Below are 19,540 nucleotides of genomic sequence, written 5' to 3'. Positions count from 1 at the left end.
AAAAATTAACACTACTTTTATGAAGATCATTCACTCTCTTATAAGTTGTCTTCGGGGAATTAAATGTGAGTCTTTATCGCTTAATAATTTTGTTCACTATTTCTCCTTCCTACTAGTAGTATATCCACCACTAAGGTCCGAATTTCATTTACCATGTCAGTCATGGTTTTTATTTGTGCATATAAAGGTATAGCACAAAATAATCTCAGTAGTTCAGCATACAATTGCCTACTGAATTTGAAGTAAAATTTTCTCATAATTTTACATAGTTTTTTAATTCAACAATAGTTTTAAAAGCCATCCTTTCCAGTACATCGCGCCAACTTTGTTTGGGGAAAGGGGTTTATTTTTTTACGTAATACGCTCAACGTTTTACGTGTTTTTTATTATCAATATTCTAATTCACTTATAACAACGAATTTTAGAGTCGACATACGATTTGCAGACGAGCTTCAATCCATTGAAACAAGCGTAAAAAAGATTAGTGAGCGTATGCGAATCATTTAATCTTTTTAGTGCGTGAGATGAGAATTGAACGTCGAAAATTGCGGTCTTGATTTTTTGATTACTTTTTGATCAAGCAAAAAGCAATGAATAAAATAATGAACTACTAATTATCTTCTTTTTATGGCAAATTATGTTCAAAACCTCATCTTTTTGTCTATCTAAACTCATCTCAGAACCTCATCCTTAATCTGAATACATACTACTTTTTACATTTTACAATTCTAAAATCTCAATACTAATATCTAACATCTACTATTAGAATCTAATAACCATCTGCACATTTCTATTATAGAAATACATATCTAGAGAGAGCATATTTCACTTGATTTGTAGAGGAATAAAACCAAGTAAATTATAAAAAAGTTCGATGCGAATGTGATGGAAGAAAACGACCAAAAACAAGAAAGGCATGGAACTCTTCTTAAAGCATTAGAGGTACTGGTATACCGAGCAACAATAAGAGAGCCCACGCCTAGGTCGTGAGCAAATTTACTTATTTTCTCGTTGCTACAAAAATTACCAGTTTTCAAAAGCGAGATAAAAGTATTTTTACTTTATTTTTTTAACTATCTGATAACAAATATAATAATAATATTTTAATTGCGCACTATCGACCGCAATGTTTTTATTTACTACTATTAATTTGCTATCATGGATAGTTCTAATAGACGTATATGTAAATTCATATATAATAACTGGATAACAAAATCTGAATCACAAAGAAAGTTTGCTGACGAACATAATATTGAAGAAAGCGTTGTCAGAAAAATTAAAAAAGCTTCTCAAGATGATAATTATATTGAATATAATATGCCAATATCAACACTTGAAAGAATTTGTGAAGCTAGAGAAATTAAGTTATATGAATTTTTTAAATTAGTCAACATATAAAAGGCTCCTAATGGAGCCTTTTATATTTTATAATTTTAATAATTCACTTAAACTATTTATCTTTAATTGAGGTAAAAATTGTTGATCTAAATTAAAATCTTGTTTATGTATATTAAATCCTTTGTTTAATATACAAATTGAAGTCCACCCTAATTTATTCGGAGTTACAAAATCTTTTTTTGTATTATCTCCAATGTAAAAATAGTCATCTATTTCAGGCTCTTGGAAAACTTTAAAATTACTTTCATTAGGTTTCATTGATCCAAACTCTTCTGATATTACTATTCTATCAAATAAATTTTCTATCTCTAAAGCCTTTAATTTATTTCGCTGTGTTACAGAACGACCATCTGTAATCAAACCTAATTTATATCCTTTGGATTTTATTTTTTTTAAAAGGTCATCTGTCCCTTCGTTTAAAGAAATATTCGGAAAATGGTTTCTATACATTTGTAAAAGCTGTTCTTTTGAAAAATTAGTGTAATTATTTATCAAAAAATCAAATACATTTTCTCCTTCGTGATATTTAATCAACATTAGTTTGAACAATTCTTCTTGATTCTTTTTATCTATAAAATCTGCTATTTCTTTAAAAGCTGATTTTAGAAAATCAATCTCATACATCAATGTATCATCAAGATCAAAAATGATATATTTAGCCTTCATAGTTGCGAACTAAAACTTCATCATCGTAACGAAGCATCAATAAATTATTTTCCCAATTTTCAGTATAATCAATCGTTTTTCCTGAAATGTATTCCTCAATCAAATATTTAGGATAATTAGCTCCTGCTAAATAACTCAGTGGATATCCTCCACCAAAACGAGGGTTTATCTCAATTCCAATAATACGTTTTGTTTCTTGATTAAAGAAAAACTGCATCGTTAAACATCCTACAGCACCCTCTATATAGGAAAGTCTTTCTTTAACATAAGCAACAATTTCATTTTTATGGGTAACTCCTTTGTTGACTTCACCAGCGCGCACAAAAATTCGTTTACGAGGAACGATACACTTTAAATCTCCATCTTTATCATAATACGTATCTACGGTATATTCATCATGTTTTGTATGATCAATATATTCCATAAACATCAATTTTGGATTTTCTAAATGATAATCAGTTAATTGAGATTCATTTTCAATCAGAAAAGTATCTTTGCTCAAAGAACCGTCATAAGGTTTAATAAATAATGGAAATGAAAGGTTATTTTTATCTAAATCTTGAGGAATATCAATATTATTATCGACAAAAAATTGATTAATAATTCGTTTATCTCTACACGCTTTTACAAAATCTAGAGATGAAACAATTGGCGTTATTCCATTATTTAAGAACAAGTTTTTATTCTCTGCCAAAACCAATAACTCCGTATCAATTGTAGGAACAATTATTTTTATTTCTAATTCTTTACAAATCTGAAGAAGTTCAGAAATGTAATTTGAGTCTGTTACTCTTTTCACAGTTCTATAACCATCAGAAATATGACAAGCTGGAGCTAAAATCGGATTAAGATCTACTGTATAAACCTTATTGGTTTCATTTAGTTTTTTAATCTCAGTTTGAAAGGCTTTAACTAAAGAAACCCGTTGCCCTGCTGATGTTATTAGTATATTGTTGTTCATTTTTAATTATTACCGTTAAACATTTCCATAGTTGCTTGACCGTCTTGAGAGATTCCTTCGCTTTTAAACACTTTTTTGAACGTTGTAAAAAAAACCTTTACATCCATCATGAAAGATAAATTATCGACGTATTCTACATCTAACTCAAATTTCTTTGACCAAGAAATCGCATTTCGCCCATTGACTTGTGCCCATCCTGTAATCCCTGGTCTTACATTATGTCGACGTTTTTGCGTTTCGTTATACAACGGTAAATATTGTGGCAATAAAGGTCGAGGACCTATAATCGCCATATCTCCTTTCAAGACATTGATTAACTGCGGGATTTCGTCTAAACTTGTTTTACGAACAAAAGCACCAATTGGTGTAAGTCTATCCGCATCAGGTAGAAGATTCCCGTTCGCATCCTTTTTATCATTCATCGTTTTGAACTTGATAATCTTAAAGATTTTCTCATTCAATCCTGGTCGAGCCTGAAAGAAAAATGGCTTTCCTTGATTAGCAAAATATAAACCTATAGTTACAACGATAAATATTGGAGATAATATAATTAAACCAAAAAGAGCGATAAAAAAATCGAAAAGTCTTTTAAAATAATTCTTATACATGTTGAATTTTGTTCACTATTAAATGATAGGATTGATCTACTGTGTAATTATTCATTAATAATTGCTCTGCGTTTTGTCCCATTTGTTGTAGATTTCCATTTAATAACAACTTCAGTTTTTCTTGCATTTCTTGTTGATTTCCAGAAATCACTTTATAACCACAGTCATTTTCCTCAACAATTGTTCCAATATCAGTATTAGAATCCGTGGCTGCTAAAACAGGTATTTTCATCTCCAAATAGGAAAGCAAACGCGATGGGAAATTGGGAATTAAAAAATTCTTATCTAGGAAAATTAAACCAACATCACAAGCTACAAGTAATCTATCATAATCCTCCTTTGGCAAACGTTGAAGTAACTTTGCATTGATGGGTTTATTACTATCAAACCACTCCTTCATTTTAGGAAATTCTGTTCCATCTCCAACAATCAGGAAAAAAGCATTTTCGTTTTTTGTTTCTTTTATTGTTTCCAATAAAAAATCTAATCCTTGAGGTTTTCCTAAATTCCCACCATAAACCAACACTTTTTTGTAAACAGGAACATTATATTTTTTGCGTATACTACTTTTCTCTTCCTCTGAATAATTAAACGAAACTGGTTCTATTGTATTGGGATTAACTTCAACTTTTTGAGGATTAATATCAGGGTTATGTTTTAATACAAAATCTACATTTGCAGGCGACATACAACCAATTGTATCTGAAATTTGATAGAGTTTTTTTTCTTTTTTTACAAATTGTTTATGAATAAAACCACCTTCTTTCAGCATTTTCATATCTACTGCATTTTGCGGAAAAATATCTTTCAACAGCAAATAACTATACGCATTATCTCGTTTTTTAACAAATTCTATTATCTTCGCAAACGTAATTGGCGGAGTTGAATATAGAACTAAATCAAACTTTTTATCAGATAAATACTTTTTAATTGCAGAAAGAAATTGAAACTCTATTGCTAAAGTTCCAATTCCTTTTTCTACTATATTTGTTTTTTGAATATTCAAGGTTTTTACTTGAAGAATAGAAACGCCTTCTTTTTCTTTAAAATTTGTAGCAATTCTCTTTCTTCTCTCAACAGGAGTTACAATTGTTACATCATGACCTTCATCGCGAAATTTGCGCAACAAATCTTGATAAATTCCTCTTTCTTCTATCGAATTTATTTCAACTAATGTTAGAAAAATAATATTCATCGCTTATATTTCTTCGCTCCAAACGGTTCTTCTAATGTAATCTGTGTAAGAAATAATAATTCTTACCATTTTTTCAGATACATTTGGCATTGAATAATCTGCAACTGGTCGGAAGTTTGGTTGGGGATTAGGGATTGGGGATTGGTTTCGCTCGCCAACAATTTGTGTTTGTAACTGAACCAAACCTTGCAAAATACGTTCTGGTGAAAGACCAACCATCATTACAGATGCTTCTTCCATCGCTTCTGGACGCTCGTGCGCTTGACGAATATTTAATGCTCTGAAATTCAAAATTGAAGATTCTTCTGAAATAGTTCCTGAATCTGATAAAACAGCATACGCATCTTTTTGCAACGCATTATAATCGTGGAAACCAAGTGGCTTTAAAAACTGAATTTCATCACGCATTTCAATTTGCATTTTATCAATCATATTTTGTGTGCGTGGATGCGTAGAAACGATGATTGGATAGTGATATTTGTCTGCAATTGCATTAAGAGAAGTCATTAAACCACGGAAATTTTTCTCAGAATTGATGTTTTCTTCTCTGTGAGCCGAAACAACGAAGAATTTACCTTTTTCTAAATTCAATTTTTCTAAAACTTTAGAAGCGTTAATTTCTGGTAAATAATGATTTAAAACCTCGAACATTGGCGAACCCGTTTTGATAATTCTGTCAGCAGGTAAACCTTCTCTCAACAAATATTCGCGTGCAATATCCGAATAGGTTAAATTAATATCTGCCGTGTGATCTACAATTTTACGGTTGGTTTCCTCAGGAACACGTTGGTCAAAACATCTGTTTCCAGCCTCCATGTGGAAAATAGGAATATGACGTTTCTTTGCAGGAATCGCACATAAACAAGAATTTGTATCACCCAAAACCAAAAAGGCATCTGGTTGTAATTCCTCTAAAAGTGGATCAACTTTTATTAAAATATTTCCAATCGTTTCCGTTGCCGTTTTACCAGCAGCCTCTAAGAAATAATCAGGTTTACGAAGTCCTAAATCTTCAAAGAAAATTTGATTTAACTCGTAATCGTAATTTTGCCCTGTATGGACTATGATATGCTCTATCGCTTCAGAAGCATCTAAAGCCATTAATACTCTTGATAATCGTATGATTTCTGGACGTGTTCCCACGACCGTCATTACTTTTAGTTTTTTCATAGTTTTTTAAGTTAAAGGGAAAAAGTTAAAGGGAAATAATATATAATCTTTAATTTTCTCTCGAGTTTTTCACAATTGTTCCTAATATATTTTTTAATTCTTTTGATTCCTGAATAATATCAGAAAGTTCTGTTGTTTCTACTTCTAAAGCTTGAATCATCCTTAACCAATAATTCGCTTCCCTTGCTTCTTTAAGTGAAATATTCACTTTATTTATAAAATCTGTATTTGATAATCTGGCTTGAACTTCTTCATAATTTGCACCAATGGAAGTTGCCGCCTTTACTAACTGGTATTTTATTATTTTTAAATCAGAAGTATCAGGTAAAGTTCTAAGAAATTTAATAACACCAAAAGTAAATGTTCTATGCAACAAATAACTTTCTTTCATATTATTACTTTTTACTTCTTTTAAACTACTTCAAAATAAGTGTCTGCATCTTCTGGATTAAAAGCTTCATTAATCCAAAAAATAGTATACAATTCTTCTTCGCCAATATTTTTTATGTTGTGTGTGTACCAAATTGGCATATCCACATAAGCCGGCTCGTTTCCGTCAAGATAAAAATCTAAAACCTCATCTGTACCAATTTTACGAAGTTGAATCAACGCTTTTCCTTTAATTACAGCAAAACGTTCAATTTTTCGGGTATGATAATGGTTTCCTCTCGTAATATCTGGAACAGTCGTAGAAAAGGAACATTGCCCACCAATTCCCAAACGAATTACCTCTACAAAAGCTCCACGAGGATCGGTATGTTGTGTAAATTTTACTGGATAATGTGTTGCGTAATCGATGTACGAACGATAGGTATTGAACAAATTATGTTCAAAAGTATTGTTAATCGCTGGAATTTCTCCGCCATCAAAATATTTCGATTTATATTCATTCAATAAAACTAAAACTTCCGAAACTTTGTTGATAGAAGTTGGTTCGATGAATAATTCGGGTTGACTTTTTTCTGAACGAATTTCTTCGATAATTAAATCTACCAATTCCTGAACGTAAATTAACTTCACTTCACCATCATTTGCAATTGTTGGCGTTTCGCCATGTGTTAATTGATGACAAAAAGTTGCAACAAATGAATTATAGAAAGGTTTACCGAACGCTCCGAAAACATTTGGAATGATTAATCCTGTTACTTTTCCATCATTATTATTTGCCCAATTTACAATTACTTCACGACCTTCACGCTTTGATTTTCCGTACAAATTATCACGTTCTTCTTGTGTTGAAGAGGAAATTAAAACGTGCGCTTTAGAATTTGTTCTTTCTAAAGAAGCAACCATTTTTTTAGCCAAAGCAACATTAGTTTCGTAGATAAATTGCTCAGATTCGTGACGATTCATTGCCGCTAAATGCACAATTACATCACATTTCGATGTAAATTCATCTAATTTAGTATCATCTTCGAAGAATTCTTTTTGAAAATCAATTCTTTCAAATTCTTCAGGGAATAATCCCAATGTATTATATAAATGGTTTCCTACAAAACCGTTTTGTCCTGTGATTCCAATTTTTTTTAAGGACTGATTATCTGAGATTTGTGATTGGTTACTCATTGTTTTTTATTTATAATTTGTTTTGGAGGTTAGAGATTCGGACATCCTAATTTCTATTTTCAAAATAATCAATCGGAAAACGATATTCATCTTGTACTTCACCCAAAGCATAATCTGCCAAAACAAGCAATTTACTATTATTTTCCAAAGCTTGTATCGCTGTTATTCTTCCTTTTGGAATATGTAAATAAGACAAATTTTCGTCATTCAAAGTATAATGTTTAACAGCTAAGTTTTTAGACGGATTTTCAAAATCATCAACTTCTATTACAGAAATTTTAAAACTTCCTTTGACCGCCGAAAACCAACGTTGTTCTATTTTATGGCCTTGCCAACCTCTAATAAATTCGGTAGAAGGATTTTCAATGGTATAAATACGTTTAATCTGCGAAGCGTCAAAATCATTGTTATAAGTGATAATTCCACGCTCATCGGAATGTTTTTTTCCTTCTAAAATCATTTTTAAACTTTTGACTTTTGACTTAATGTGTTTATTTACCTTTCTACTTTTGCCTTTTTTAATAAGGATATTGCCTCACGTCTTCGCCAAAAACTTCTTTTCGAATTAAAGGTAAAGTTGAAATCAATTTCTTAAGACCTTTAACACCTTCTTGATGTGTATTGTGTGAATGATAATCTTCAATTTTTGAAACATCTTGCTCTCCTTCAGAAAAATATTTTGCATAATTCAAATCGCGATTATCTGCCGGAACACGGTAAAAATCGCCCATATCTTCTGCTTTCAACATTTCTTCTCGTGTACAAAGTGTTTCGTACAATTTTTCGCCATGACGAGTTCCAATGACCGTTACAGGAACTTCTTTTCCTGTTAATTCGATCAAAGCCTGAGCCAAATCGCCAATACTTCCTGCTGGAGCTTTATTCACAAATAAATCACCTGGGTTTGCATGCTCAAAAGCAAACAAAACCAAATCTACAGCATCTTCTAATGACATGAAAAAACGTGACATATTAGGATCTGTAATTGTGATTGGTTCGCCTTTTTGAATTTGATTCAAAAACAATGGAATTACCGATCCGCGAGATGCCATTACGTTTCCGTAACGTGTAAGACAAACCACAGTTTCAGTTAGATTACGTGCTTCTGCAACAGCAACTTTTTCCATCATTGCTTTAGAAATTCCCATCGCATTGATTGGATAAGCCGCTTTATCTGTTGAAAGACAAATTACTTTTTTTACTCCATTTGATGATGCTGCACGGATAACATTTTGAGTTCCTTCTACATTGGTTTTTACCGCTTGCATAGGAAAAAATTCGCACGATGGAACTTGTTTTAATGCTGCTGCATGAAAAACATAATCGACTCCGCGTGTTGCTGGTTCTACTGAACTATAATCACGAACGTCTCCGATGTAATATTTTATCTTATTATTTTTATAAAGATTTCGCATATCATCTTGCTTTTTCTCATCACGAGAAAAAATACGAATTTCTTTGAAATGATCTGTTTCTAAAAAACGGTTCAAAACAGCCGTCCCGAAAGAGCCTGTACCACCCGTGATTAGTAAAACTTTATCTTTAATTTGCATATTTATGATTGTTGGTTGTATAAATTTTTCTTTTTTTCTAAATCTGGATAATTAATCAAAACTGCTTTAAATTTACCTTTAAAAATAAATAAACTTCCTGCAGCTGCACCAATTATTTTAAATTCTTTATATAATTTTTTGACATCTTCTAAAGATCCTGCACCTCCTAAAATAGTAATTGGCTTGGATACGATATCAAATACTTTTCTAATCATGCTTATATCATATCCCTTCTCTGTTCCATCTAAATCAATAGAATTGATAATCAGTTCGCCATATTGTTTATTTTCAATCATTTTAAGAAATTGAAATAAGTCAATTTTTGTATTGACTTTTCCATTATGTGTATGTATATCATAACCACCTAACATTCTTTTCTTTATATCTAAAACAACAACAATACTTTGACTTCCTACTTCTGCAGCAAGTTCATCTATGATTTCTAAGTTTTGAAAAAGGATACTGCTTAATGCTATTTTTTCGACTCCTAAATTAAATATTTTACGAGCTTGTTCTGCTGTTTTTATACCACCTCCATAACACATTGGCATACGAGATTGAGAGGCTAAATCGCTAATTAATTGATAATTTGGCTCATTATTTCCTACGGTTGCAGAAATATCAAAAATGCAAATTTCATCAACATATTTTTCATTAAAAATTTTTACCGTGTTGATTGGATCTCCAATATATTTTGGATTTTTAAATTTGGTTGTTTTTACAACTAAACCGTCCTCTATTAATAAACTTGGTATAAGTCTTGGTCTCAACATAATCTACAATTTTGCAAAGTTTTGTAAAAATTGTATTCCTACTTGATGACTTTTTTCTGGATGACACTGGACACCAACTATATTTTCTTTTTGAACAATCGTTACAATCTCTTCTCCGTAATTTGCAACTGCAACAATGTCGTCAGATTCTTCGCATTTCATTGAAAAAGAATGTAAAAAATAGAATTCCTCATATTTTTCTCTATTGTTAAAAAATATATTTTCTTTTACTTGTTTTACACTATTCCATCCCATGTGAGGCAATCGTGTTTTTTGTTGTAAAGATGTTGTATCTATCTTTTTAACTTGTGCATCAAACCAACCTAATCCATTCAAAACGCCTTCATCACTATTTTTTGCCATCATTTGCATACCTACACAAATTCCCAAAACAGGCGTTTTTTCTTGTAATACTTTATGATTAAGTATTTCTATCATACCAGAATCAGTTAATTTTTTCATTGCAAAATCAAAATGACCAACACCTGGTAATATTATTTTTGATGCGTTTTTAAGATCTTCTTTTGTTTTGGCTAAGAAACAAGGAATACCTAACTCTTTGTAAATATTTACAAAGGCTTGTATATTTCCAACTCCATAGTCAACAATAGTTATCATCTAAATAATCGTTTTTCTAAACCAAAAGTACGCATAAACTGTATGCCAAATCCTATCAACTTTCTTTTAGATTTATAATTTTTATATGTTTTATTCTCTCCTTTAAAAATAGCTTCGAACTCTTCTTGTGAAAATCCTAATTTACTCAAAATATAGTTTTTTTCATTCATTAAAGTTTGTTCATCTAATTCTGGTTTTGAAATTCTTTCTAATGCTTCTTCACGAGTCATTTGACCTGTCAGAATTAAGCTTGATAAGTGTGCTTTTCTTTTATCAAATCCAAATTTTCTTGGTAACCAATAATCTTCTATAAAACGTGTAAAACGAGATTCATGATGTTTGTGCTTAAAAGACTCCCATCCAAATTTTTCGTTTAATAATTTCTCAACATCTTTTTTATTGTACTCAACATAATTTAGAGGGTGAAATACTTTCATACCCAAAATTCTTTGATAATAAATCTTGTATTTAAAAATATCTACTATTGGAAATGTTTTTAATTTTCCTGTTCCAAATTTTTTAAAAATATCATTAATTAAAGTAACATCTATACCTGGATATGCACCCCATTCTTCAGTTTCTCTACAACATTCTGTACTATAATTTGCTCCGGTAAAAACATATTTAATATTATTTTTTTTAGCAAATTTATATAAACTTGAAAAAAAAGCGATGTCTTGAGGCATATCTTGATCTGGAATTTGAGATTTAAAAAATGAACGTTGCAAATCTTTCATCTCCTTCCAATTTATGACATCTGTATATAAATCTAAATCTAGACCTGTGATTAATTTTTCTATATTTGAAGTTGCTTGTTCTGTATTCCAGCCCGCATCTACATGATAAATTAAGGGACGTAATCCCATAATTTTTTTTGTAACATATACACAGTAGGAGCTATCTAAACCTCCACTTAATCCAATAATGCAATCAAATTCTTTATTTTTGCATTCTTGTTTTACTTTTTCGGCAAATTTTAATAATTCATCTAATTTATCTTTTCCAAAATTCCATTCAGGTACAATATTTTTTTGAAAATTTATATAATAGTCACTTTCATCATTTTCATTAAAAACAATGTTAGGGTCGGTAGTATCCATAATCGTTTTAGAGCAAACTTTGTAGTTAGTCATATAGTGTAATTTATGTTAGTTAGCTTTTCTATATTACTTTCTTATATAGATCTATATATTGATTAAAATATTTTTATTTATTAAATAAGAATTTTACTTCTTTCTAAAATTTATTTTTTACAAAATTGAGATTAAATCATCTATTCTGTTGTTAACATTTGAAATTGAATATTTAACTTTTTGTTTTAATGATTTTTCTAACGCATCGGCTATAGAACTCTCATCTAAAGGATTAAATACTAAGCTTGGTTCACATGCAGCATACATGTATGGGAGATTAGCTCCTATTACTTTACAACCATTTTCTATTGCTTCAACAATACCTAAACCAAAACTTTCAGCCAATGAAGGGTATATTAAGTATTCTGATGAACTATAAATTTCACTTAAGTTTGCTCTTGGTACAAATCCAATATTTTTTAAAGGATAATTTAATTCTAATTTTTGTTTGATCAACTCTAAAAGTTCAGGAAAATTTTCGTCAATTGTTAAAATTAATTCACCTTGGTGGTATTTATCATAGAAAGCACAAAAAGCATTGATCAATCTTACATGATTTTTATGAGGAGGTGCATTGCTTATATATACATAAGTATGTGCTTTTCTTTTTATTTGCTGATCATTCTGTATTGGTGGATAAAATGGCATTAGTAATAATTTTTCAGAACTCGTTTTAAATTTTTCTTGAAAATTATTTTTAATAACCTCTGTTTGTAACATCCAATAATCACTATACTTAAATAAGTATTTTAAAACATATCTTTTTAAGGTAAATAGTACTTTATGACTAAAAGGTATATCACTCGGGAATTTAATGTAAAGCTGTTGATGAAAATAAGTATACACCTTAGCGTCTAATTTTATACTTGGTGGTAAATCTCCGAAGCATAGAACAGATGTAAATTTATGCCGATTTTCAACATAAAATTTATGCCGATTTATCAAAGATGCTTTCATTAACAATACTTCATTGTCTGTATTATCTAAATATTGTATTTTTTCCTCTACTCTTTGATCTAATAAATAAAATACTTTTTTACCTGATTTCTCTAATTCCTCTATTAGATAATCAAGTAAAATTTTACCTCCACTATTGTTTATATATATTGCATCAATTAATATCATATTTTAATTTTGAAGATTATATTCTTTTTCAATTAAATCATAAATTTCTATATATTTTTTTATGATTATATCAGGAGAATATTTTTGTACATTCTCAAATCCTAATTGAGCTAATATATTTCTTTTTTGTTTATTTTTCATTATATCAATCACAGCCATTTTAATCTCTTCTATATTTGTTGGGTCTACTAAAATAGCTCCATTTCCGGCAACTTCTTTCATGGGTGAAATGTTAGACGTAATGACATTACATGATCTAGCTTGAGCTTCTAAAATAGGTAAACCGAATCCTTCATATATTGAGATAAAACAAAGAATATCTGAATTATCGTATAAGTCTATTAACTCTTTTTCATTAATATTAATGAAATTTATGAAGTTTATTTTATTATTATCTAATAAAGATAATTGTACATTGCTTAATTTACCTACAATTGATAATTCTATATCAAGCCCTTTCAATGCAATTATTATACGTTCTATATTCTTATTATTGCGTGTTCCGATTATCAATATTTTCTTTATTTCATTTTTTTCAATTGGAGGTTTTATTTCTATAGTAACACAGTTTGGGATTACTCTAATTTTAGAAGCTGAAGAAGGAATCAATTTAACTATATCTTCTTTAACTTTATCTGATATAACGGTTATATACTTCACTTTTTTTATAGGAAAATACATCCATATATAATAATACAAAGTACGTTTTATTCCTTTCAAATCTTCTAATCCTACTAAATCATGAATTGTAAGAACCAACTTTCTTCTATCCAATAATAAAGAAGCCCAATGTATATCTCCAGAAATATGATTTATTTTTCCCTGACGTTTTTTAAAAAAGAAAACGCTTTTCCATATTGATTTAATATCATAAGGATTATTGACTACTTCAATCTCAATTGACTTATTTTTTAAGTTTTCTCGGATTACATTAAACAATTTTTCAATACTAATTACATCTGGATTAAATTTCCTTTCAAAAAAAGTTATCTTCATAATTATAAATAGTTTATATATTAAATCTAAGATATTCTTTATTTATAAAAATACCTTTATAAGGGTCGTAAGCATCTGGATAAGCTGCAATTGATTGATTTACTGTAATAAAGCAGTATATTAATATGACAACTTGTATAAAAAAAACCTTTATTCTGTCTTTTGAAAGAATCAATAAATTTGCAATAAGAATAGGTTCTAACATGTTGAAATATACACTTCCTCTACTAATCATAATAGGGAGTGATTTATAAAAGATAAAATAAAAACATATACCTACAAAATATCCATTAAAAATCAAATTATTCTTTGGAAATATTTTATAAATTTTATCTCTAAAAAAATAAAAAATAAAAAAAAGAAGACATCTTTTTATCATTCCAATAACTGATATGGCTACTGCTCCACTTTCTTTTGCATTTTCCATATAAGCCTCTGTTCTATGCGTTATAATATCATTGACTCCTCCTAATAATCCAAAAAGTTTAAAGGGTAAAGGAGTTGCTCCTACTACAATACATACTCCTATTGTAATAAATAAAAATTTACTAGAAAATTTCTTTTTTAAAAATAAAAAAACTAACAATAAAAAGGCTGTTGTATGAAATAAACAAGCAAGACCTACTAAAGAAATAAAGATTTTCCATTTTCCTTTATCTAAAAAAATCAAAGCAAGCATTCCTATTCCTATCGCAAGAAACTGTCTATTAGCTCCCCATAATCCTAGAAAACTAACATAAAATATTAATAATGATATTATCGAAAAAGGAGTAAAGTATTCATATCCTTTCTTTAACAAAAGAAAAAATATAACTGCGTGAATTAAAAGATAAAAAGAATAATCATTATAAATTGTTTTTATGGAGGACACAAATAAGTTATAACCCGCTTCAAATTGAAAACCTGGATTTTTTGTAGGCGTTAATATATTCTGCGAATCAAAATGATCTAGATAAGGTTTCCAATCTGATCCTGTTTCCCATCGTAAACCTAATTGAATAATAAAAATAGTACTAATAATAATTATCAATATATTCTTGGCAGGCATTTTACCTAATACCTTAGGTTCATAAGTTTCATATAACGCAAAACAAAAGAAAATAATTATTGTTAAATAATAAAAATACATACTATAAACTATTTAAAACTTGTTCTATTCTTTTTTCATAGGTATGATATTTATGAAAATGTTTCATTTGTAAATCAGCCATAGAATGCCTCTTGTCTGTAAGTGGTAAATAATGTTGAATCAACTCTATTGCTTCATTTATATTCTTATATGTGAAATCTTTTACATCTAATACAGAATATTCTTGTAATGTTTCTTTATAATCACAAATTTGAAATCCTCCAATTCCTGCTATCTCAAAAAACTTAACATTCGCTGATTGTATTTCTGCATAATGAAAATTATTGAATACAATTTTAGAGCCTGATAAAACTTCTGATTTACGTTCACCTACAATATATTCATTTCGAAAATTATTAGTTATTTCTTCTCTAGGGTATCTTTTATCTGGAACACCAAAAAGAGCTACATTAATATCTTTTTCGATTAATTTACTAACCATTTTTGCCCTATATGGATACATAGTACCAAAAGCTACAACATCTATTGCGACTTTATTTTCCAATTCAATTCGATTATTTGTTAATGGTTTATGAACTCTAGGATTTAGTGCTTCTGGTAAATAAAATGTATTGAGTCCCATTTTATCTTTCATAAAATTAACAATAAAAGGATCCTTAGTAAAATATGCATCATAAGGTGATGCAAATATTTGTTGATTCTCAAATGTAGTAATTGCATCTGGATTAATATGGATAACTTTTGTGGTTGGACTCTCTCTCTTTATCATTTTGATACATTCTGGATGTATAAATCGATAAGTACAAATAACCAAATCTGGCTTTTCATCAATAATTCTCCTAGCTATTTTTAAAAACAATTTTAAATCATATTTAGAAAATAGTTTACTTGCCCAATAACTATATCTATAGGGAATATTTATAACATCAGAAATATCTATATGAAAAACATTATAGCCGAGATGTAATAATGTATCATTCAGATGATATTCTAAACTATCAAAGTTTTTACTTCCTAATAATGCTATTTTCATTTATATGTTTTTTTTATTTCCTTTATATAAGACATATTCTCTCTAAATGTATATTTCGGATTTATTATATTCAAAAAAAGAAATAATTTATCATAAAATTTATATTCATTAAAATTTTCAAAATCATTTTTCTTTAAATAAATATTTCTACTTGTATGCGTTATTATTCGTTTTCTATTTGAATAGTTACGAATAGATTTACCCGAAGCATCTTCTAAATGAATTATACTTGTATTAGTTGTGATATAAGCTTTGTATCCTAAATCATACATTCGTTTTTGAAGGTCTGATTCTTCATAATACATGAAGTATGCTTCATCAAAACCTTTAACTTGATCAAAAATTGTTTTTTTTATTAAAATATCTGCACCTATAACATAATCAATTTGAAAAAAACTGGTTGATAATGGAAAGTTATTTTTTTTAATAGGGTTTTGAAACAACTTTAAAATAGGTATAGATGATTTATATATTTTTATCCATTCATGAGATGTTGGAAAAGAACTACCACATCCATTAAATTGAATATTTTTATTAACCAATATACATCCTAATGTTCCTATATTTAATTCTTTTTCTTTTGAAGTGTAAAAATCAAACATTTTTTTTATAGAGTTTTCAATTAGTAATGTATCAGAATTTAATAAAAACAAAAACTCACCTTTTGCTGAATCAGCACCTAAATTGTTTGCTCGTCCAAAACCTAGATTTTCTTCCGAATAAATATATGTTATCTCCTCAAGTTGACTAAAATATTCTTTTGATCCATCTAAGGAACCATTATCAACTAAGATGATTTCATATTTAGTATCATGACTATGCTTAATTATACTATCAATACATTCACTAGTCATCTGCTTAGTATTGTAGTTAACTATTATAATTGAAACCTGAATATTCATATTTTTAGATTAGTCATAATTATTTATACTATTTGATTCACGTTTCAATATAAAAAACGAAAAAATCATTATTGTTAAGAGATATTTCGAAAAATCGTGTTACACAAAACTAAAGAAACATTTACCTCAATTTAATCGATTGATTATTTTTTCTACTATTTTTGGCCAATAGTATTTATCATTTGCGAATTTTGTTATTTTTTCAGGTGGTGGCATTATAATTTTATTATCTATTATTTCTTCTAATACCTTCGCTAATCCTGTAGTATCATCAAAACGAAAAAGACTTCCATATTCTTGATTATTTGAAATCTCATTAGCCGCAATTAATTCAGTAGAGACTAAATAACAACCGTTAGATATTGCTTCAAGAAAAACCAAAGGAAATCCTTCAGAATTTGATGTTAAAACAAAAACTCGAGCGTCTGCATATTTTTTTTCCAAAGTAACCCTATCAGAAATATTACCTGTAAAGTATACCTTTTCCTTTAATTCTGAATTATCTTCATAAAATTGTTTTATAATAGTCTTAAACTCCGTTTCAATTGGACCTATAAATTCAACTTTCCAGTCTTTTAAGTCAATACGCTTTAAAGCATTTAAAAACAAAATATTATTTTTATTCTTATCTCCAATTCTCCCTACAGTTATAAAAAGATTTCTTTTATTAAATATTTCTGTATTTTTTTCTTGAAAGAAACCATTGGGTATAAATTCAACTTTTTTATCTAAAATATTATCCGCATTCAATCGATCAGTTATAATTTGAGTTTCGGCAGATAATAAATCTACACATTTTACAAAAACTCTATTCAATATTTTTTTTAATCCTCTGTATTGAATCTCAAATATTTTTTCATTAGCATCTAATTTGATATATGTTTTTCCTTTACCAAAAGTCATAATTTTAAAAAAGAAACAAATCAATAATTTAGACATAGAAAAATGATAAAATTGAATGATATCAATCTTTTTAAAGGTAAAAAGCATAATCATTATATTAACAAAATCATTATTGAATCTTTTTTTTATAAAATTGATTTTAAGACCTACTACATCTGTATCTAAATATTTATATATATCATTATTGTAACAAGCTACATAAGAATCATAATTATGATTCTTATGTAGTAAATAAGGTATCATACCAACATCTTTTACAAGCTGAATATTTTCAGCTGGAGGAAAAACAGTTACAAAAACTTTTTTCTTCATCTTTTAATTTTATTTTTAATTAGTGAATAAAATTTCATTAGTTCTCCAATTCTAAATATATAACCAAAAAAGGCTAAAATTAGAATGGAAATACAAATTGAAATACAAATTGAATAAATTTGTTGCGAAAATGCTGTATTAAAATGAATCTTTGGTATAGAGTGAAATAAATAACTACTAATAATAACACAAGCTGTTCCAAAAATAATATATTTAAAAAATGTTTTCAATATTGGTTTTTTATCATAAGGATAATTAGAGTACATAAAAATTGCAGCAATAAAATGGGAAATAAAATATGAAATTGGGAAAATTATTATTCCTACTTTTTTAATTAATGTAAAATTAATTACGATTAAAAGAATTTGAGCCATACTTCCATATCCTGCATACAACTTTCCTTTATCAACAGACAACATACTCATACCAAATACGATATAAGAGTAAACACCTAATAGTGATATTGCAAAAAATTTGCTTAAAAGAATAATACTAGACATATCATTTTCACTTATAGACTTACTACTATAAAGTAAATTTAAAATAGGGTCAGAACCATTGATAAAAAAAGTAATGAAAGCAACTAAACCAAATAAACCTAATTTATAACTAGATAGAAATTCTGCCTCATATTTACTTTCTTCTTTATTTGCAAAAGCTTTTGTTAAAACGGGAACTAAAATAGTTAATACAACTGTTATTAATATACCATTAAGCATTTCGGGAATTTTCCTTGAAAAATCTACAATAGAGACAACTCCTTTTCCTAGTTCAGTAGCTAAGGTTCTTTCTATAGTACCACTTATCTGACCGATAAAATAAGGAATAAAAAAGGGTATAGCATAAAAAAAGAATTTTCTAAATCCACTAAAATTTGGGAAAGACCATTGAAACAAATTAATTTTTCCTTTCTTAAATTGATAAATTAAAAAACCTATAAGTAAAAAAGAACTAATATATAATGCTATAGCTAATGAATTTATACCTAAAATATCTGCAAAAAAGACTATTAATATTAGATTTATTATTTGAGATACAAATGATGCTATTTCAGGAATATAAAACTTTTCATAAGCATTCAAAATTGATGTACTTATTAATATAAATTGATTCACTAGTAGAAAAGGAGCCAAAATACGTATCATAGTCACCAATTTTAACAAATCTTCTTCATTATAACTAGGAGCAATCAATCGAGCTAATAAATGTGGAAATAATTCGAGGAAAACTGTCAGTAAAATAGAAAATATAAATATATAAAATAGAAGTGACTGTACGTCCTTAAATGATTTTTCTTCTCCTTCTGTTTCCTTCATTAAAACAAATCTAGATCTAAACGTTTCGTTTACAGGACCCCAAATTGCTAGATCTATCATTGTAACAGCCCCTAAAGCTAATAACCAAACATCTTTATTAATTCCTACTCCAAAATATTTTGCAGTAAGTGCCAATGTCAATATTGTCAAAGGCATTTTAATTAATTTTAAGATAAAAAATATTAATGATTTTTTTTGCATTATTTACTATTATTACAAAAT

Annotated in this window: 20 protein-coding genes; 1 reads left to right on the top strand and 19 read right to left on the bottom strand. The window is 28.3% G+C overall.

Annotated features, from left to right (window positions below; genetic code table 11):
• Nucleotides 1–1,158 precede the first annotated feature (1,158 nt).
• Nucleotides 1,159–1,398 (top strand): transcriptional regulator, encoded by a 240-nt coding sequence (locus HXZ74_RS15035; RefSeq protein ID WP_286476164.1) that lies wholly within the window; start codon nucleotides 1,159–1,161, stop codon nucleotides 1,396–1,398.
• A 27-nt stretch (nucleotides 1,399–1,425) separates the two neighbouring features.
• On the opposite strand, the gene HXZ74_RS15030 is transcribed toward HXZ74_RS15035, so the two are convergent.
• The 19 genes from HXZ74_RS15030 to HXZ74_RS14940 all read right to left on the bottom strand — a co-directional run bounded on the left by HXZ74_RS15030 (nucleotide 1,426) and on the right by HXZ74_RS14940 (nucleotide 19,519).
• Nucleotides 1,426–2,064 carry an HAD family hydrolase gene (locus HXZ74_RS15030; protein WP_286476162.1) on the bottom strand — a complete coding sequence of 213 codons (639 nt, stop codon included), beginning with the start codon at nucleotides 2,062–2,064 and terminating at the stop codon, nucleotides 1,426–1,428.
• Nucleotides 2,054–3,025: an ATP-grasp domain-containing protein gene (locus HXZ74_RS15025; RefSeq protein ID WP_286476160.1), complete on the bottom strand. Its 972-nt coding sequence runs from the start codon at nucleotides 3,023–3,025 to the stop codon at nucleotides 2,054–2,056. Before HXZ74_RS15025 ends, HXZ74_RS15030 begins: the two co-directional genes overlap by 11 nt.
• Before the next feature lie 2 nt (nucleotides 3,026–3,027).
• A complete protein-coding gene (locus tag HXZ74_RS15020) occupies nucleotides 3,028–3,633 on the bottom strand; it encodes a sugar transferase (protein WP_286476158.1) in 606 nt (201 codons plus the stop codon).
• A complete protein-coding gene (locus tag HXZ74_RS15015; protein WP_286476156.1) occupies nucleotides 3,626–4,828 on the bottom strand; it encodes a glycosyltransferase family 4 protein in 1,203 nt (400 codons plus the stop codon). The genes HXZ74_RS15020 and HXZ74_RS15015 overlap by 8 nt, the downstream gene beginning before the upstream one ends.
• 3 nt (nucleotides 4,829–4,831) lie before the next feature.
• Nucleotides 4,832–5,998, bottom strand: a complete 1,167-nt coding sequence (gene wecB, locus HXZ74_RS15010) for a non-hydrolyzing UDP-N-acetylglucosamine 2-epimerase (RefSeq protein ID WP_286476154.1) — start codon at nucleotides 5,996–5,998, stop codon at nucleotides 4,832–4,834.
• 49 nt (nucleotides 5,999–6,047) lie between these two features.
• On the bottom strand, nucleotides 6,048–6,389 hold the full coding sequence (locus HXZ74_RS15005; protein ID WP_286476152.1) for a four helix bundle protein: 342 nt from the start codon (nucleotides 6,387–6,389) through the stop codon (nucleotides 6,048–6,050).
• Between the two features lie 20 nt (nucleotides 6,390–6,409).
• On the bottom strand, nucleotides 6,410–7,564 hold the full coding sequence (locus HXZ74_RS15000; protein ID WP_286476150.1) for a polysaccharide biosynthesis C-terminal domain-containing protein: 1,155 nt from the start codon (nucleotides 7,562–7,564) through the stop codon (nucleotides 6,410–6,412).
• A 46-nt stretch (nucleotides 7,565–7,610) separates the two neighbouring features.
• Nucleotides 7,611–8,024, bottom strand: coding sequence for a WxcM-like domain-containing protein (locus HXZ74_RS14995; RefSeq protein WP_286476148.1), 414 nt, complete (start codon nucleotides 8,022–8,024; stop codon nucleotides 7,611–7,613).
• A 58-nt stretch (nucleotides 8,025–8,082) separates the two neighbouring features.
• Nucleotides 8,083–9,117: a polysaccharide biosynthesis protein gene (locus HXZ74_RS14990; RefSeq protein WP_286476146.1), complete on the bottom strand. Its 1,035-nt coding sequence runs from the start codon at nucleotides 9,115–9,117 to the stop codon at nucleotides 8,083–8,085.
• Between the two features lie 2 nt (nucleotides 9,118–9,119).
• A complete protein-coding gene (locus tag HXZ74_RS14985) occupies nucleotides 9,120–9,890 on the bottom strand; it encodes an AglZ/HisF2 family acetamidino modification protein (RefSeq protein WP_286476144.1) in 771 nt (256 codons plus the stop codon).
• Between the two features lie 3 nt (nucleotides 9,891–9,893).
• Nucleotides 9,894–10,508, bottom strand: coding sequence for an imidazole glycerol phosphate synthase subunit HisH (gene hisH / locus HXZ74_RS14980; protein WP_286476142.1), 615 nt, complete (start codon nucleotides 10,506–10,508; stop codon nucleotides 9,894–9,896).
• The gene (locus HXZ74_RS14975; protein WP_286476140.1) at nucleotides 10,505–11,641 is read right to left on the bottom strand and encodes an N-acetyl sugar amidotransferase; all 1,137 of its coding nucleotides are present in this window, start codon (nucleotides 11,639–11,641) and stop codon (nucleotides 10,505–10,507) included. The genes hisH and HXZ74_RS14975 overlap by 4 nt, the downstream gene beginning before the upstream one ends.
• A gap of 117 nt (nucleotides 11,642–11,758) precedes the next feature.
• A complete protein-coding gene (locus tag HXZ74_RS14970; protein WP_286476138.1) occupies nucleotides 11,759–12,766 on the bottom strand; it encodes a glycosyltransferase in 1,008 nt (335 codons plus the stop codon).
• A gap of 3 nt (nucleotides 12,767–12,769) precedes the next feature.
• The gene (locus tag HXZ74_RS14965) at nucleotides 12,770–13,762 is read right to left on the bottom strand and encodes a glycosyltransferase family 4 protein (RefSeq protein WP_286476136.1); all 993 of its coding nucleotides are present in this window, start codon (nucleotides 13,760–13,762) and stop codon (nucleotides 12,770–12,772) included.
• Between the two features lie 13 nt (nucleotides 13,763–13,775).
• Nucleotides 13,776–14,891 (bottom strand): EpsG family protein, encoded by a 1,116-nt coding sequence (locus tag HXZ74_RS14960; protein ID WP_286476134.1) that lies wholly within the window; start codon nucleotides 14,889–14,891, stop codon nucleotides 13,776–13,778.
• A gap of 1 nt (nucleotide 14,892) precedes the next feature.
• A complete protein-coding gene (locus HXZ74_RS14955) occupies nucleotides 14,893–15,885 on the bottom strand; it encodes a CgeB family protein (RefSeq protein WP_286476131.1) in 993 nt (330 codons plus the stop codon).
• Nucleotides 15,882–16,787 carry a glycosyltransferase family 2 protein gene (locus HXZ74_RS14950; protein ID WP_286476129.1) on the bottom strand — a complete coding sequence of 302 codons (906 nt, stop codon included), beginning with the start codon at nucleotides 16,785–16,787 and terminating at the stop codon, nucleotides 15,882–15,884. The genes HXZ74_RS14955 and HXZ74_RS14950 overlap by 4 nt, the downstream gene beginning before the upstream one ends.
• Nucleotides 16,788–16,913: 126 nt before the next feature.
• Entirely contained in the window at nucleotides 16,914–18,002 is a 1,089-nt protein-coding gene (locus tag HXZ74_RS14945; RefSeq protein WP_286476127.1) for a glycosyltransferase family 4 protein, read from the bottom strand.
• Nucleotides 17,999–19,519 (bottom strand): lipid II flippase MurJ, encoded by a 1,521-nt coding sequence (locus tag HXZ74_RS14940; RefSeq protein ID WP_286476125.1) that lies wholly within the window; start codon nucleotides 19,517–19,519, stop codon nucleotides 17,999–18,001. Before HXZ74_RS14940 ends, HXZ74_RS14945 begins: the two co-directional genes overlap by 4 nt.
• Nucleotides 19,520–19,540: the final 21 nt, after the last annotated feature.

It is taken from the genome of Empedobacter sp. R750 (assembly GCF_030324345.1).
GTDB classification, from domain to species: domain Bacteria; phylum Bacteroidota; class Bacteroidia; order Flavobacteriales; family Weeksellaceae; genus Empedobacter; species Empedobacter falsenii_C.
The sequence above is the reverse complement of the archived record's forward strand: the minus strand, read 5'-3'. Positions and strand labels throughout refer to the sequence as shown.